The sequence below is a fragment of the Rhizobium sp. N122 genome, from assembly GCF_002211295.1.
In the GTDB taxonomy this organism is placed as follows: Bacteria; Pseudomonadota; Alphaproteobacteria; order Rhizobiales; family Rhizobiaceae; genus Rhizobium.
In genome coordinates this window covers 1-14,811 of the sequence record NZ_LOKU01000031.1, presented here as the reverse complement: position 1 = coordinate 14,811, position 14,811 = coordinate 1, and the positions used below count along the sequence as shown (strand labels likewise).

At 60.8% G+C, this 14,811-nt stretch carries 17 protein-coding genes; 12 read left to right on the top strand and 5 right to left on the bottom strand.

All coding sequences use genetic code 11. The features are described from left to right. Positions 1-41: 41 nt before the first annotated feature. The 3 genes from ATY75_RS20960 to ATY75_RS20950 are packed head-to-tail and all read left to right on the top strand — an operon-like array spanning position 42 to position 2,072. Positions 42-713: an amino acid ABC transporter permease gene (locus ATY75_RS20960; RefSeq protein WP_088939031.1), complete on the top strand. Its 672-nt coding sequence runs from the start codon at positions 42-44 to the stop codon at positions 711-713. Continuing rightward, on the top strand, positions 710-1,369 hold the full coding sequence (locus ATY75_RS20955) for an amino acid ABC transporter permease (protein WP_088939030.1): 660 nt from the start codon (positions 710-712) through the stop codon (positions 1,367-1,369). The genes ATY75_RS20960 and ATY75_RS20955 overlap by 4 nt, the downstream gene beginning before the upstream one ends. Then, entirely contained in the window at positions 1,347-2,072 is a 726-nt protein-coding gene (locus tag ATY75_RS20950; protein ID WP_064844014.1) for an amino acid ABC transporter ATP-binding protein, read from the top strand. Before ATY75_RS20955 ends, ATY75_RS20950 begins: the two co-directional genes overlap by 23 nt. 139 nt (positions 2,073-2,211) lie before the next feature. Here the strand turns inward: ATY75_RS20950 and ATY75_RS20945 are convergent, their stop codons facing one another. From ATY75_RS20945 to ATY75_RS20930, 4 genes are all read right to left on the bottom strand, one after another. Then, on the bottom strand, positions 2,212-2,583 hold the full coding sequence (locus ATY75_RS20945; RefSeq protein WP_088939029.1) for a type II toxin-antitoxin system RelE/ParE family toxin: 372 nt from the start codon (positions 2,581-2,583) through the stop codon (positions 2,212-2,214). Next, positions 2,583-2,840 (bottom strand): CopG family transcriptional regulator, encoded by a 258-nt coding sequence (locus ATY75_RS20940; RefSeq protein WP_088939028.1) that lies wholly within the window; start codon positions 2,838-2,840, stop codon positions 2,583-2,585. Before ATY75_RS20940 ends, ATY75_RS20945 begins: the two co-directional genes overlap by 1 nt. A 254-nt stretch (positions 2,841-3,094) precedes the next feature. Further along, entirely contained in the window at positions 3,095-3,829 is a 735-nt protein-coding gene (locus ATY75_RS20935) for a PspA/IM30 family protein (protein WP_088939027.1), read from the bottom strand. Further along, a complete protein-coding gene (locus tag ATY75_RS20930) occupies positions 3,826-4,272 on the bottom strand; it encodes a YjfI family protein (protein WP_064844007.1) in 447 nt (148 codons plus the stop codon). Before ATY75_RS20930 ends, ATY75_RS20935 begins: the two co-directional genes overlap by 4 nt. 105 nt (positions 4,273-4,377) lie before the next feature. Between ATY75_RS20930 and ATY75_RS20925 the strand changes: the two genes are divergently transcribed. From ATY75_RS20925 to ATY75_RS20900, 6 genes are read left to right on the top strand one after another with little or no spacing between them, the layout of a single operon-like run. Then, on the top strand, positions 4,378-5,433 hold the full coding sequence (locus tag ATY75_RS20925) for an ion channel (protein WP_064844005.1): 1,056 nt from the start codon (positions 4,378-4,380) through the stop codon (positions 5,431-5,433). Beyond that, positions 5,430-6,089, top strand: a complete 660-nt coding sequence (locus ATY75_RS20920) for a YjfK family protein (protein ID WP_088939026.1) — start codon at positions 5,430-5,432, stop codon at positions 6,087-6,089. Before ATY75_RS20925 ends, ATY75_RS20920 begins: the two co-directional genes overlap by 4 nt. A 33-nt stretch (positions 6,090-6,122) precedes the next feature. Continuing rightward, entirely contained in the window at positions 6,123-6,524 is a 402-nt protein-coding gene (locus ATY75_RS20915) for a DUF350 domain-containing protein (protein ID WP_054185218.1), read from the top strand. 13 nt (positions 6,525-6,537) lie between these two features. After that, on the top strand, positions 6,538-7,140 hold the full coding sequence (locus tag ATY75_RS20910) for a DUF1190 domain-containing protein (protein ID WP_088939025.1): 603 nt from the start codon (positions 6,538-6,540) through the stop codon (positions 7,138-7,140). Position 7,141: 1 nt separating this feature from the next. Beyond that, positions 7,142-8,299, top strand: coding sequence for a glutathionylspermidine synthase family protein (locus tag ATY75_RS20905; RefSeq protein WP_088939024.1), 1,158 nt, complete (start codon positions 7,142-7,144; stop codon positions 8,297-8,299). A gap of 41 nt (positions 8,300-8,340) precedes the next feature. Then, positions 8,341-9,222, top strand: a complete 882-nt coding sequence (locus ATY75_RS20900) for an alpha/beta hydrolase-fold protein (protein ID WP_190241397.1) — start codon at positions 8,341-8,343, stop codon at positions 9,220-9,222. A 26-nt stretch (positions 9,223-9,248) separates the two neighbouring features. Here ATY75_RS20900 and ATY75_RS20895 read toward each other — a convergent pair whose 3' ends face one another. Continuing rightward, a complete protein-coding gene (locus ATY75_RS20895; RefSeq protein WP_088939022.1) occupies positions 9,249-10,343 on the bottom strand; it encodes a LacI family DNA-binding transcriptional regulator in 1,095 nt (364 codons plus the stop codon). Between the two features lie 329 nt (positions 10,344-10,672). On the opposite strand from ATY75_RS20895, the gene ATY75_RS20890 reads away from it, so the two are divergent. From ATY75_RS20890 to ATY75_RS20880, 3 genes are all read left to right on the top strand, one after another. Further along, positions 10,673-11,635, top strand: a complete 963-nt coding sequence (locus ATY75_RS20890) for a sugar-binding protein (RefSeq protein ID WP_064843990.1) — start codon at positions 10,673-10,675, stop codon at positions 11,633-11,635. Between the two features lie 78 nt (positions 11,636-11,713). Further along, complete coding sequence (locus tag ATY75_RS20885) at positions 11,714-13,255, top strand: sugar ABC transporter ATP-binding protein (protein WP_088939021.1); 1,542 nt, start codon at positions 11,714-11,716, stop codon at positions 13,253-13,255. A 39-nt stretch (positions 13,256-13,294) separates the two neighbouring features. After that, on the top strand, positions 13,295-14,320 hold the full coding sequence (locus ATY75_RS20880; protein ID WP_088939020.1) for an ABC transporter permease: 1,026 nt from the start codon (positions 13,295-13,297) through the stop codon (positions 14,318-14,320). The last annotated feature ends 491 nt before the right edge of the window (positions 14,321-14,811 follow it).

Here is a 14,811-nt window from a genome sequence, read left to right as displayed (position 1 = left end):
CGGGATGACATCCGCTCGTCACCGCAAGAGGGGACAATTCCTTGAGCTATCATTTCGAATTCGGCTGGCTGCTTCAATATTACCCTGAGATCATCAAGGGCATACTGGTCACTCTGGAGCTGATCGCGATCGGCGGAGTGCTCGGCATTTCGCTCGGCATCGTCTGTGCGTGGGTGCGCGCACTCGGCCCGGCCTGGCTGAAACCTGTCGTTGCCGCCTATGTCGAATTGATCCGCAACACGCCATTCCTGATCCAGCTGTTTTTCATCTTCTTCGGCCTGCCGTCGCTCGGCCTCCAGCTTCCCGAATTGACCGCCGCCAACCTCGCAATGGTCATCAATCTCGGCGCCTACAGCTGCGAAATTATTCGCGCCGGCATCCAGGCAACCCCGAAGGGTCAGTTCGAGGCAGGCGATAGCCTTGCCATGACGCGCTTCGAAACCTTCCGCCATGTCGTGCTCGTGCCGTCACTGCAGCGCATTTGGCCGGCGCTGTCGTCGCAAGTCGTCATCGTCATGCTCGGCTCGTCGGTCGTGTCGCAGATCGCCGCCGAGGATCTGACCTTTGCCGCGAACTTCATACAATCGCGAACCTTCCGCGCCTTCGAGGCCTACATCGTCTCGACAGCCATCTATCTGGTGATGGCGATCCTGCTTCGGCAGGTGCTGGGCGTGGTCGGCGGCTTGATTTTCCCGAGGAGAAAAGCACGATGATCGAGTTCACCCTCTGGGACATCCTGCGCAACCTGCTGCTCGCCACCCGCTGGACGATCCTGCTTTCGCTCGTCTCCTTCGTCGGTGGCGGCGCGGTCGGGCTGGGGCTGCTGTTTCTGCGCATCAGCAAGCGCACGCCACTCAGGCTGCTTGCAAAATATCATATCGAGCTGTTCCAGGGCACGCCGCTGCTGATGCAGCTCTTCATCGCCTTTTTCGGTCTCGGCCTCTTCGGCATCGACGTGCCGGCATGGCTTGCCGCGGGATTGGCGCTCACCCTGTGGAGCGCTGCCTTTCTCGCCGAGATCTGGCGAGGCTGCGTCGAATCGGTCGCCAAAGGCCAGTGGGAAGCCTCCGCCAGCCTCGGCATGGTTAGGCTGCAGCAGATGCGCTACGTCATCCTGCCGCAGGCGCTGAGGGTCGCCATACCGCCGACGGTCGGCTTCTCGGTCCAGATCGTCAAGGGAACGGCGCTGACCTCGATCATCGGCTTCGTCGAACTGTCGAAAGCCGGCACCGTCGTCACCAACGCCACCTTCCAGCCCTTCACGGTCTACGGCCTCGTCGCCCTTATTTACTTCGCCCTCTGCTGGCCTTTGTCGAAAAGCAGCCAGATCCTGGAAAGGAAGCTCAATGTCGCTCATCGAAATCACTGAAGTTCGCAAGAGCTTCGGCGCCACCGAGGTGCTGAAAGGCATCAATCTCGATGTGCAGGCCGGCGAGGTCATCGCCATCATCGGCAAAAGCGGTTCGGGCAAATCGACCCTGCTTCGCTGCATCAACGGCCTGGAGACCATCACCGACGGCTCCATTTCCGTGGCCGGCGCGCAGCTCCTCGATGACGAAGTGCATCTGAAGGCCCTGCGCCTCAAGATCGGCATGATCTTTCAGCAGTTCAACCTCTTCCCGCACCTGACGGCGGGCGGCAACGTCATGCTGTCGCAGACGGTGGTCAAGAAGACCCCGAAGGCCGAAGCCGAGGCCATCGCCCGCAAGATGCTGGAGCGGGTGGGGCTGGGTCACAGGTTCGACGCCTATCCCGACGAACTCTCGGGCGGCCAGCAGCAGCGCGTCGCCATCGCCCGCGCGCTCGCCATGCAGCCGGCAGCCCTTCTTTGCGACGAAATCACCTCGGCGCTCGACCCGGAACTGGTCGCCGAGGTTTTGGCCGTCGTGCGCGAGCTTGCCGCGGAAGGGATGACGCTGCTGATGGTCACCCACGAGATGAAGTTCGCCCGCGACGTCTGCAGCCGGGTCGTCTTCATGCATCAGGGCAGGGTCCACGAGGTGGGCCGGCCGGAGGAGGTCTTCGCCAATCCGCAGACCGCAGAGCTGAAGCAGTTTCTCGGCGTCAATTAGAAACGACGACATACTCTCGCTTATGCCCGCCGGCGTCGTCGTCGGGGATGGCGCGCGGCTTTCCCGTGCGGAAGAAGACGAGGAAGAGGCCGCGAATGCCAGACTATTGTGTCCGGTGGGCTGCTCATGTCGACCGTGCTCAGGACTTCGACCGAGGATATCCCATCAACGCTTCATACTCTCTGTCGGTCACTCGTTCGGTTGTCCGCAACTGTGCGGGAATATCCATCCGCTCGTGCAAGACTGCGGCAATGACGAAGGTTGCATCGTCAGCGACAATGTAGACTGCGTAATGGTGCTCGATTTTGTGCAATCGGAAGAGCGAATTCCCGACGCGCTCGTCGCTCTTTGTCCTCATGCGGGCATAGGCTTCGGGAATGTCTTCAAATCCCGTCCGCAGCAGGCGGCCGTACACCTTTGCCTGTTCGGGGGACCATTTGCGTGCCGTTTCACGGATCGCCAGCCGATAGTTATCAAGTGCGGTCGGCAGGATGAGAATGCGCGGAGCCACTAGCGCGATTCTTCATCCAGTTCCGCGTCGACGGCATCCAGTGCCGAAAGGGGCAGCAGCTCTCCGCGCCGGAATTCGTCTTCCGCCCGCAGCAGCGAGCGAATGGCATAGCGGCGGTCTTCTTCCCGTGCCATATCTTCGCGAATAAGGGCACGCACATATTCACTCGGCGTTGTGTACTGGTTCTTCCCGTTGGCGCGCATATCGACGAAGGCGCGCATTTCATCGGGCAAGCTCACATGCAGGCTGCTGGCCATGCCGTGCCCTCCTCAAATTTCTGAATAATTGTTCTGTATCCATCCCTCAATGTCAATATTTGACATTGAGGGATGGATCAGAGTCTCTTGCAGGTAGGAACTCGTCAAAAGGTACCGCAAGCCGTCTGACATGGGCATGGGCATCCAGCCGCGATAACGACGATAAACTCTCCCGCTGCCAGAACCAACAAGCCCGCGCTCGAATCCGCAGACGTGCTGGGAACGGCAGGCAAGGCTGCCGTTCGCAGGGATTGTCAGTCTTTCTTGCCGGTGGGGCCGGGCAGCAGGACGGGCTCGGCCTGCTGTCTCGGCAGCATCAATTGAGCCAGAATGTCGTCGGCCGAATGGCTGGAGCCGCCAATGCCGGCTTCGCGCAGCTGACGATCGAGATCGCCGCCATTTTCCAGTGCGGCGAGCTCGGCACCGGCTTCGATGCGGCCGGCAGTGACTTCCTGGCGTTTCTTGATGCGTTCGAGACTTTCGACGGCGCTCCCGAGACGGGTGTTGATGCCCGACTGGTTGTGGGCGATCGCCGACTGAGCGCGCAGCAGTGACTCGTTGGCTTTGACGTTCTCCACCTCGCGCTTCATCTGCGCAATGCGGGCTTCGGTGTCCTGGATCGTGCGCAGCATCTGTTGCTGGCGGGGCAGCAGCCGATCAAGCTCTTCCTGGTCGCGCTGCACTTCCGCACGGCTGGTGGCGATGCGCTGCGCCAGACCCTGGGCGAGATCCGTACGGCCCGCCGAGATCGCAGCGCGAGCGCTGTCGGTATCCTTGGTCTCCTTGGCGCGGTTTTCTTCAAGCCGGCGCATGACGCTCTTGTTGGAAGCCATGATGCCGGCCAGATCGGATCGCGCCCGGCGCAGCGACTGTTCGGCGTCGCGGATTTCCTGGTCGAGAATGCGCATCGACTGGTTGTCAGCGGCGGCTTCCGCTGCCTCATTGATGCCGCCGCGAATGGCGGTGAAAATCTTTCCCCAGGTGCTCACGCTGCAATCTCCCCGCTTTTCCATTCTTCAATCATGTGTGCCGCATCGACGGCATTGGCCGCGAGAATCGCCACCTCTTCGACCACCGTGTCGGCGGGCGAATGTGCCGACAGCGAACCGAACAATTCATACCATTCCTCACCGTCGATGGTGGTGATGCCGAAGCTGGAAAGCGGCACGAATTTGTGCGTCTTGAGCACCATGCGTTCGAAGGCCTGGCGATTGGGTACGTCCTTGCACGGCAACAGAACGGCGCTGACAAGGATGTCGCGCTCACCGCTCACCGCGACGAAGACGTCGAGATCGCCTTTTTCCTTGAGAGTGACGCATATCACGTCGCCCTGTTCGGGCACGGCGACGTCGACATCGCCGAGTGCCTCCGGATCGGCGGCGAACAGGCGCGTTAAGGTGGTCAGGTTCCAGGTCTCCAAAAAGTCCTCCATCGGTTAGAATTTCGAAAAATATCTGGGTATTCGATATGCCACTTAAAGGGGTGGCGCGCTAAATAAATTTCGCTAGGTTACGCATCGGGAACGGGGGCGAATCGGGTGCCATTTATCGCTTCATTACTGCGGCGTGTATATCTCTCGCTCAGCGAATTGGCCTGGTCCGCCCTTTTTATTCTTCTCGTGATCCACCTGGCCGCCTCCTACCTGCTCTTTGTGCTGGTCGGCGAAGGCGATCTCGTCGGCAATCCGATCGATTTTATTTACTACTATATGGTGACCGCAACGACTGTCGGCTATGGAGATCTTTCCCCCAAATCGGGTTTTGGCCGGATCATTGCCGTCCTGTTCGTTCTTCCCGGCGGTATTGCCATCTTCACCGCCGTTCTTGGCAAATTGTTGACAACGATCGGCACGATCTGGAGGAACCGTATGCGCGGATTGGGTGACTACAGCGAACGCACCGGCCATATCATCGTCCTCGGTTGGCAGGAGGGGCAGACACATCAGACGCTGAGGCTGCTGCATGCCGAACGGCAGGCCAACGAACCGATGAGCGTTCTGGTTGCCAAGGAGCTTTCCGAAAATCCCGCCAGCGACTACGCCGACTATATCAGAACCGAGCGGCTCGCCGATGCAGACGCTCTGATGCGGGCCGGGGTAGCGCAGGCCCGCGCGATCATCGCGCGCGGAGCAAATGACGACGAGACGTTGGCCGCCGTGCTGATTGCGGAAGACCATGCGCCCAATGCCCATATCGTCGCTTATTTCGCCGATGACCGCACCGCCCAGATGGTCAAACAGCTCCGGCCGCGCGTCGAGGCGGTGGGTTCGCTCGCCGAGGAGCTGCTGTCGCGTGCAGCCCGCGATCCGGGCTCTTCGGAGATCACCGCACGGCTGCTGTCGGCCGCCTCCACCGACACGGCCTTTTCGCTGCCGGTGCCGCCTTTGCAACGGCCGCTGCTCTATGGAGACGTGTTTTTAAGCCTCAAGCGTGAGCATCACGTGACACTGGTGGGTTTGATGAGCCAGGGCATCACCGATCTCAATTGCCGGGACGAGGTGTTGATGCGGGGCGGCGAGACCCTTTACTACATCAGTGGAATGCGGCTAGATCCCGCTGCCATCGCTTGGGCTCGAATGGGAGACGCATCATGATCGGCTGGTTCGGCAGAGACAAGAACGAAAAGCCCTTGCCCAGAGAACTCGGCCCCTTGGGCGCTGCCATCGGCGGGGCTCTGGAGATCGATTTCCTCTCCCTCGAGGCCGAGGCTTTAGGGGGCGAGCCGGCCATGCCACTGCCGCGGAGCGGCCCCTTCATCATTGCCGGCTATGGCGAGATTTCGCTCGATGCCGCAACGGTTCTGTCACGTTACTACGATGAAGACCACCGGATGATCCAGGTGATGTCGGCGTCGGGCCAGCCGGGCGACGCCGTCGACGACATCAGCTTTTATCAATCCTGGGACAGCGTCGTGCCTGCCGGGCAGAGCGAATGGAATCGCTGGACCGGGCCGGGCGGCCTGATCGGCCAGCCATCCTACGATGCCGACGGTATCCTCTATAGCCGCTTCTGGAGCGAAGGGCCGGAACGCGCGCAACTGGTGGAATTTGTCGAAAAGGTCGACGACGGCGACGTGCAGCGCTCCATTCACCAGACCTGCATGCTGTATTATCGCCCGCTTGGCTCGACGCGCGAAATGCTGCTGATCAACGTCGAGCGCGACCTCGACCTCGGACAAAGCCAGGCGGGAAGCTCGGTGGAATTTCTGATCGGTTACGGACTGGCTCCCGCCGATGTCCGCCGCGTCTGACACCCTATCAATTTTTGACGGAGGAGTTTTTCAATGCTCGATTACGTGGCGGGTCTGCCTGCCTTCCTTGGTTATTTCGCCATCGGTCTCGGCGCCTACGCTGTTTTCGCGGTGATCTACACATTCCTGACGCCGCAAAAGGAAGTCGAGCTCATTCGTGCCGGCAACCTCGCCGCCGTCACGGCATTCCTGGGCGCGCTTGTCGGTTTCAGCCTGCCGCTGGCGTCGGCCGCGGCCAATTCGGTCAGCATCATCGACTACATCATCTGGGCGGCGATCGGCATTCTGGCGCAGATCCTTGCTTTCTATATTGCGAATTTCACCATGCCGGACCTGCATGAGAAGATCACGGCCGATAATATCGCCGCGGGCATATGGGGCGGCGGCATCGCACTGGTCATCGGTATTCTCAATGCCGCCTGCATGACCTATTGAGGGGAGGGGAACGATGCGCAGACGTAAGAGCGGGCACAGACGACCTTTCCTCGCCCTTGGCACTATCGCTGCCTCGACTCTGGCGCTATCCGGTTGCGGCGACCAGACGCCTTCGGAGGTCATGTTCACCTCCGTCGACCAATGCGTGACCTCAGGCATGGACCGGCAGGTCTGCCAGGCCGGCTATCAGGATGCCATGCGGGCTCATCTCGCCACCGCGCCACGTTTCAACGGCATGGCGGCCTGCGAGGCCGAATACGGCGTGGGCCAATGCACGGAACAGCCGGCCAATTCAGTTCCCAACAATAGCGGCGGCAGCGGCAGCTTCTTCACGCCGTTCCTGGCAGGCTACATGCTGTCTTCGGCACTGAACAACATCACCGACTATTCCGATTATCGCCGGCGCCAGGAGGCGAACGGCTACTACTACGGTTCGACGCCGATTTATCGCAATCGCGCAGGGCAGACGTTGACAACGACGGTTCGCTCAGGCGGGGCGGGCAGCGACAGTGTGACCGCGCCCTCGCGCCAGAGCGTCAAGCCTGTCAACGTCAACACCCGCACCGTCGCCCGCCAGGGCTTCGGGGGCCGTTCGTCGTTCAGTTTCGGCGGTTGACATGAAGCGTATCACCCTTCCGGCCCGTCCCGACTGGCGTGACAAGGCGCGGGCCGTCGGCTTCGGTTTTCACGTCATGTATGGCGAGCCCTACTGGCTCGACGATGCCGCCTATACGTTTACGCTCGATGAGATCGAGACGCAGATCGAAGAGCCGAGCCAGGAATTGCACGACATGTGCATGGATATGGTCGGTGATATCGTCGGGAGCGAAAAGGCGCTCGACCGGCTGGCCATTCCGGAGGATCTGCGCGATGTGGTGCAGCGCTCCTGGCAGCGCCGCGACCGGCACCTCTACGGCCGGTTCGATCTTGCCTATGACGGCACCGGTCCGGTCAAGTTGCTCGAATATAATGCCGATACCCCGACCTCGGTGTTCGAGACAGCCTATTTCCAATACAATTGGCTGACCGACCAGATGGCTTTGGGTACCCTGCCCAAGGATGCGGATCAGTATAATTCCCTGCAGGAAAGCCTTGTCGAGGCGTTCGAACAATTTCCCAAAGGGCCGATCTTCCACTTCGCCGTGATGACCGACAATGAGGAGGATCGAGGCACGACCGTCTATCTGATGGACTGCGCAGTGCAGGCCGGTCATCGCGTCGAGCTTCTCGACATAGGCGAGATCGGCATCGATGCGGAGGGCCGCTATACTGACCTGCAGGATCGGGTGATCGACCGCTGCTTCAAGCTCTACCCCTGGGAATTCATGCTGCGCGAGCCGTTCGCCCGCGAACTCGCGCGCTCCGGCGATGTCTTCATCGAGCCCGCCTGGAAGGCCGTGCTTTCCAACAAGGGGCTTCTGCCGCTGCTCTGGCAGCGCCACCCCAATCACCCCAACCTGCTGGCGAGCTATTTCGCCGACGACCCGGCGGCTTCGGCCTTGACGGATTATGTGCGCAAACCGCTGTTGTCACGGGAGGGCGAGAACGTCACGATATTCCGCGATGGCCGGGAATTTGTTTCCGCTCCCGGCGATTACGGCGACGAAGGCTTCGTCGTCCAGGCCTATGCCCCGCTTTTCGAAAGCGAAGGCGGCTTCGCCGTGCTCGGCAGCTGGGTCGTCGGTGATCGCGCCTGCGGCCTTGCCGTGCGCGAAGACCGCTCGCGCATTACCGCCAACCTGTCGCGTTTCGTGCCGCACGTCATTATCGATTGAGAGGGACAGATCCTCTTATGCAAACATCAGAAACCGTTCTCATGACTGATCTCGTCGGCGCCTATTCAATGCCCGGAACCTGCTTTTTCGATCTGGCTCCGGCTGCAGGCGGCGAGCCCTATCGCATATTCCTGTCCATTCCGGCGCAGACGCCGCCGCCGGCAGGATGGCCGCTTCTGGTGATGACCGACGGCAACGCTACTTTCCCCTTCGCGGCTGCCAGCCTGGTCACGCAGGCGCCTTATCCCACGGGAACGAATGTCGGTTGGGGGGTGATCGCGGCGATCGGCTATCCCATCGACCAGCCCTATGATGCGCTCCGCCGGTCTTGGGACCTCGGTCCTCCACCGGTCAAATCCTATCCGCCCTTCGTTGAGGGCGGCCCCCCGGTGGTCATCGGAGGGACCGGCAAACTGGTGGATTTCATCGAGAACGAGTTGATACCGCGGATTGCGGAGATGGTGACCCTGGATCCGCAGCGCCGATCGCTTTTCGGGCATTCCTTCGGCGGCCTCTTTACCCTCTATGCCCTGTTCGAGCGTCCGGGTCTGTTTGCCAATTGGATCGCGGCGAGCCCGACCATCTATTGGGAGAACAGTGAAATCCTCAACAATGAGGCGCAGCGTCAACCCATCCCGGGAAATGCCGCCTTCCTGCATTTGTCCGCCGGGGAACACGAAGGCGACGAACTGGCCCCCTTTCAGTATCGCAACGACGATGCAGCCATACGGCTGGAGAAGAGGAAGACGGAGCGGACGATCCTCCTGGCGCAGGAGATGGCGGAGCGATTGAGCAGCACGGCCGACGGATTGCGTGCCGAATTCGAACTTTATGTCGGCCAGACCCACATGTCGGTTCTTGCCGCGGCTGTGAACCGTGCGGTCAGCATCGCGTTCGCCGTCGAAGGGGTGCCCGACACGTGAGTCTTCCCGGCTCCTGCTGCCGGCGCCTATGGCGAGGTCTTTAAACCATCGAGGATCTGGCGCGCCTCGGTCCGCGGTGTGGCGACCGAATGGCGTTTGACGAGCGAGCATTCGAGCTTGGCAATTGGATAGCGCTTGCCGGGTATGGTTTCCGGGTTGAGATGTTCGATCGCCCATTGGCCCATGGCAAGATGGGGGAGGACCGATGTCGTTAAGGGGGGGACGAGGTGGCGTGAAATTTCTTCATCGTCATACCCTATCACCGACATGTCCTGCGGAATGCGAAGCCCCGCATCCTTGAGCGCTTCGTAGCAGCCGATGGCAGTGCGGTCGTTCTGGCAGAAGATCGCGGTCGGAGGCTCTTTCAGCGCAAGCAGTTTCATCGTGGCGGCATAGCCGGCGCCGGCCGACCAGTCGCCTTCGATGACCAATTCCGGATCGAAGGGAATATCGGCGGTCGCCAGCGCCCGGCGATATCCCGTCAGCCGGTCCTGTGCAGCCTGCATCCAGATTTCGCCGGTGATCGTCGCGATGCGATGGTGTCCGTGCGTGATCAGATGCCGGGTGGAACTCTGGCCTCCCGCGATCTCGCTCGGCACGACGGCCGGAAAAGCATGGTCCGCCGTATAACAATTCAAGAGGACCGTCGGGATGTTGAGCTTGCCGATATAGGAGGGAAGCTCGACCTGGCGGGTATAGATCGTCATATAGATGAGCGCCGATATGCCGCCGCTCGTCAACGCCTTGATGGCTTTCGGCTCCATGACCGGATCACTGAGCGTCTGGGCGACCAGCAAGACATTGCCGGCATTCCAGGAGGCTTGCCGCGCGCCTTCGATCGCAACGATCGCTTCCGGGCTGGTGGCAAGCTGATCCACGGCGAAACCGATCACATTGTCCAGCCCCGAATAAGAGGCCTTCGCCGTATAAGTCGTCCCGGTATAGCCGAGCGCCCGCGCTGCCTCCCATACGCGGTCGCGGGTCTGCTGCGAGATACGGGTGCCGGGTGTGTCGTTGAGAACGAAGGAGACGGCCGCCTGCGAGCAGCCGGCCGCGGCGGCGATATCCATCATCGTCACGCGGGCCGGCTTATTGCTCTTTGGGCTCTTGGCTTGTCGCATTCGCGGAAAGCTTGTCTCTGCTTGGATTTGCTGATTTGGTAATGAGTATTAGCATCTATCTGAAAGCGTTGGCAATTGCATCACTTTGCTGCAATGCCGTCATTTGCTGGGATGTTTCCAGTACAAAATTGCATCCTGATCCGGATATGATGAAATGTTTTGATCTGCATTGATAATACTATTTACTAATTAAAATTCTTCTATACCGTCACGGAGCGATCGGAACCAATGCCACTCGTCGCTGTGCGACGGCCCTGGGAGGGGGCGCATCCGGCCGGCCGTAAGTCGAAAACGGGCCCATGCGACTGCGGCCCCTCGGGAGGTGTATTATGAAACAGCTGAAACGCAATGCAGCCCTGTTCTTCGCCGGTTTGATGCTGAGCGCGGCGCCGGCTGCCGTATCGCATGCCGCCGACAAGCCGACACTTGCATTCGTCGTCAACGGAGCGTCCGACTTCTGGAAGGCCGCAGAGGCGGGCGTGAAGAAGGCGCAGGGCGAAATGCCGGACTACCAGATGGAACTGAAATATCCAGAGCAGGCGGCTGTCGCCATTCAGCAGCGTCTGATGGAAGATCTCGTCAGCGCCGGCGTCAAGGGAATTATGGTCTCCGCTGTCGATCCCAAGACCCAGACGGACGGCCTCAATAAGATCGGCTCGCAGACGGCTCTGTTCACCACTGACAGCGACGCGCCGAAGACCAACCGCGTTGCCTATATCGGTTCCTCGAACGTCGACGCTGGCAAGCAGGCCGCCGAAATCGCTAAGAAGGCGATGCCGGACGGCGGTAAGTGCATGGGTTTCGTCGGTCTGCTCGGCGCCGATAACGCCCGCGAACGCATCGAAGGGATGAAGGAAGGGCTCAAGGGTACCAAGATCGAGCTTGTCGATGTTCGTGGTGACGACATCGACCAGACGCGCGCCAAAAAGAACGTCGAGGATGCGCTGGTGGCCAGCCCCGACCTGACCTGCATGGTCGGCTTCTACTCCTACAACACGCCGCGCATCTATGAGGCGCTGCGCGATGCCGGCAAACTCGGCCAGATCACCGTCGTCGGCTTTGATGACGATCCGATCACGCTCGGCGGTGTCAAGGAAGGCACGATCGCGGCAACCGTCGTACAGCAGCCGTTCGAATGGGCCTATCAGGGCATGAAATTGATGGCCGCCTACCTCAAGGGCGACAAATCCGGCGTTCCCGCCGATGGCCTGATCATCATCCCGACGGTGATCATCGGCAAGGATGACGTTGACAAATATGCTGCCAACCTGAAGGCCATGGCTGGAAAGTAACCTCTTTCGCGGCGGCGGCACTCACCGCCGCCGCGAAAGGCATTTCATGCCGACGGCATCAGCAGCCATGGACAGCCGATGAACCATAGTTCCGACATCCCGTCACCGGGCGCGCCCGGAACGCCATTTCTGTCGCTTTCCGGCGTTGGCAAGACCTATCCGGGCGTCGTTGCGCTCGAAGGCCTGTCAATGGACATCATGCCAGGCGAGGTCATCGGCCTTGTCGGCGAAAACGGCGCTGGAAAATCGACGCTGATGAAGATTCTCGGCGGCGTGATCGCCCCCGACCGAGGCACGATCCTGCTCGACGGGGCGGAGCTTCGCTCCCTCACGGTGGAATCGAGCATTTCATCCGGCATCGCCTTCGTGCATCAGGAACTCAATCTCTTCGACAATCTCGACGTGGCGGCCAATATTTTCCTCGGTCGCGAGCCGCTGAAGGCCGGACCTTTCAAGCTCGTCGATCGCGATCGGCTGCGAGGCATGGCGAAGCCGCTCCTGAAGCGCGTCGGGGCTCATTTTTCCGCCGACACGCCGGTGGCGTCGCTTTCCCTTGCCGAGCAGCAGATGGTGGAAATCGCCAAGGCGCTGTCCATCAACGCCAGGCTCGTCATTTTCGACGAACCGACGTCCAGCCTGCCGCTGGCCGAAACCGAACGGCTACTCAGCATTATCAAATCGCTGAAAGCCGACGGCATCAGCGTCATTTTCGTCTCGCATCGCCTCCACGAGGTTGAGCGTGTCGCCGACCGCGTCGTCGTGCTGCGCGACGGCACGCTTGTCGGCACGCTCGCCAGGAAAGACATCGGCCACGACCAGATGGTCAAACTGATGATCGGCCGGGTGCTTGCGGCCCGGACCGCAAAACCGCAGCGCTCGCCGGGCTCGGTGGCGCTGAAGGCAAGCGGCGTGCGCACCGAGGCCTATCCCGGCCGTCCCGTCGATCTGGAAATCCGCTATGGAGAAATCATGGGGCTTGCGGGCCTCGTCGGGTCGGGCCGTACCGAGCTTGCAAGGGTATTCTTCGGCATCGACCGGAGCTACGGCGGAACCATCCTGCAGGACGGGCAGGAAATTTCTGTCCGTTCCGCCCGCGACGCCGTCGCTCGCGGCATTTTCCTGGTGCCGGAGGATCGCAAGCGCAACGGCATTCTTCTCGATTTTCCGATCGCCCAGAACATAACCCTTGCCGATCTTCCCAAGCTTTCCAGCCGTTTCATGCTTTCTGCCGAACGGGAAACGGCGGCGGCCGAAAAGCAGCGGGTTCGCCTCGGGATCAAGGCGCCCTCCGTTTCGGCGCGAACCGGCACGCTATCCGGCGGCAACCAGCAGAAGGTGGTGCTTGCCAAATGGTTGTCGATGAACCCGAGGGTGATGATCTTCGACGAGCCGACGCGGGGCATCGACATCGGCGCGAAGAACGAGATCTACGGCCTGATGCGGGCGCTTGCCGATGCCGGGGTGGCAATCCTGATGATCTCCAGCGACATGGAAGAGGTGATCGGCGTTTCCGATCGCATCGCCGTCATGCACGAGGGCCAGATAGCCGGCATATTGGAAGAGGACGAATTCAGCCAGGAAAGCGTGCTTTTGCTTGCCGTCGGCAAAAGGGTAAAGTAGCGGCTGCGGCCAACACAAGTATCGGGGAATGGTTCTCGAATGATCAAAAAAGATCTCGGACTGCTGCTTTTGATCGTCGTCGTCGGCATCGTCGTCGCCATCATCAACCCGCGCTTCCTGCTGCCGATCAATCTTGCCAACACCGCCAACCTGATCGGCCTGTTCGGCATCCTGTCGATCGGCCAGGCCTTTGTCATCATAACCGGCGGTATCGAGCTTTCCGTAGGCTCGCTCGTCGCCCTTCTCGGCGTGCTGTTCGTCGATTTCATCGCCGTCCAGGATATGCCCTGGATGCTGGCGCTGCCGCTCATTCTCGCGCTTGGCGCGGTCATCGGCGCCGTCCACGGCTGGCTGATCACCCGGCTCAACCTGCAGCCCTTCGTCGTCACCCTCTGCGGCCTGCTGATTTATCGCGGCGCGGCGCGCTTCTATACCGCCGACGGGACGGCGGGCTTTGCCTTCGGCCAGAATTTCCCGGACCTCGAATTCCTGACCGCCGGACGGTTCTACGGCGTTCCCAACACCTTCATCGCCCTCGTCATCATTGCGGTTGTCATGTGGATCATGCTGCATCGCTCCGTTTTCGGGCGTTATCTCTACGCGATCGGGAAGAACGAGGAGGCGGCCCGCTATTCCGGTATCCGCACCGGCCGCATGATCATGTCGGCCTATATCATTTGCGGGCTGCTGACGGCGCTTTCGGCGATTTATTTCGCCATGTACACACGCTCGATCTCACCGGCGAGCCATGGCCAGTTCTACGAACTCTACGCGATTGCCGCCGCCGTCCTCGGCGGCTTTTCGCTGCGCGGCGGCGAGGGCTCGATCGTCGGCGTGGTGCTCGGCACGGTCCTGCTCCAGGAGCTGCAGAATCTCGTCAATCTGCTTGGCATCCCGTCGTCGCTGAATTTCGCCGTCATGGGCGGCGTGATCCTCATCGGCGTCCTGATCGACCAGCAATGGCACGCCATCCGCGTACAGCGCCGCCTCATCTCCGCCGCCCGGCAGACCGAAGCCCGTCATTCGAACGAAGGCAGCGTGCCGGTCGCTGCCAACCAGGATTAGGCCGTCGGCTGCAGATCGCGCTCGCTCATCGCAATCAATCCCATCCGCTTGTCTCCCGCGCCATCAAACGCGGGGAGAGTGACATTCCAACTTTGCAGAAACAGGACACTTCAACTTTGCGGCTACAGTAGTTGTCAAAGCCGAATAGGGCTGCGACGCTGTCGGCCAGTTAGAAACGCGACACTGGCACCGATGATCAGCCCCCGATCCGACCGGCTGGGCCGGGTTGAAAGGGCGGAGCGGGGGCGGGTGAAAGAACACCTCTTCGGCTTTAGCTTTCTCAATAGCAATTGTTCAGTCGCCGGCTGATACTCGCTTTTATCTGAATTGAGCGGGTAGGGATCAAAGCTGCACGATGCTTCCGGAAATCAAGCTGCAGGGTGACGTCGATGTCGCCGCGCTGTCACCTCTTCTTCGCGGCATGCTTCTGTCCGTTGCCTATGCTGACGGTGAGGGTGGCATAGGATTGACCGCGACCGGTGCTATGAACC

What these genes read in the sequence shown, in the direction of transcription:
- ATY75_RS20940 (WP_088939028.1), bottom strand. Translation starts at nt 2,840, where the DNA reads ATGGCCAGCAGCCTGCATGTGAGCTTGCCCGATGAAATGCGCGCCTTC.
- ATY75_RS20920 (WP_088939026.1), top strand. Translation starts at nt 5,430, where the DNA reads ATGATCGGCTGGTTCGGCAGAGACAAGAACGAAAAGCCCTTGCCCAGA.
- ATY75_RS20930 (WP_064844007.1), bottom strand. Translation starts at nt 4,272, where the DNA reads ATGGAGGACTTTTTGGAGACCTGGAACCTGACCACCTTAACGCGCCTG.
- ATY75_RS20890 (WP_064843990.1), top strand. Translation starts at nt 10,673, where the DNA reads ATGAAACAGCTGAAACGCAATGCAGCCCTGTTCTTCGCCGGTTTGATG.
- ATY75_RS20885 (WP_088939021.1), top strand. Translation starts at nt 11,714, where the DNA reads ATGAACCATAGTTCCGACATCCCGTCACCGGGCGCGCCCGGAACGCCA.
- ATY75_RS20905 (WP_088939024.1), top strand. Translation starts at nt 7,142, where the DNA reads ATGAAGCGTATCACCCTTCCGGCCCGTCCCGACTGGCGTGACAAGGCG.
- ATY75_RS20900 (WP_190241397.1), top strand. Translation starts at nt 8,341, where the DNA reads ATGACTGATCTCGTCGGCGCCTATTCAATGCCCGGAACCTGCTTTTTC.
- ATY75_RS20910 (WP_088939025.1), top strand. Translation starts at nt 6,538, where the DNA reads ATGCGCAGACGTAAGAGCGGGCACAGACGACCTTTCCTCGCCCTTGGC.
- ATY75_RS20895 (WP_088939022.1), bottom strand. Translation starts at nt 10,343, where the DNA reads ATGCGACAAGCCAAGAGCCCAAAGAGCAATAAGCCGGCCCGCGTGACG.
- ATY75_RS20950 (WP_064844014.1), top strand. Translation starts at nt 1,347, where the DNA reads ATGTCGCTCATCGAAATCACTGAAGTTCGCAAGAGCTTCGGCGCCACC.
- ATY75_RS20880 (WP_088939020.1), top strand. Translation starts at nt 13,295, where the DNA reads ATGATCAAAAAAGATCTCGGACTGCTGCTTTTGATCGTCGTCGTCGGC.
- ATY75_RS20955 (WP_088939030.1), top strand. Translation starts at nt 710, where the DNA reads ATGATCGAGTTCACCCTCTGGGACATCCTGCGCAACCTGCTGCTCGCC.
- ATY75_RS20915 (WP_054185218.1), top strand. Translation starts at nt 6,123, where the DNA reads ATGCTCGATTACGTGGCGGGTCTGCCTGCCTTCCTTGGTTATTTCGCC.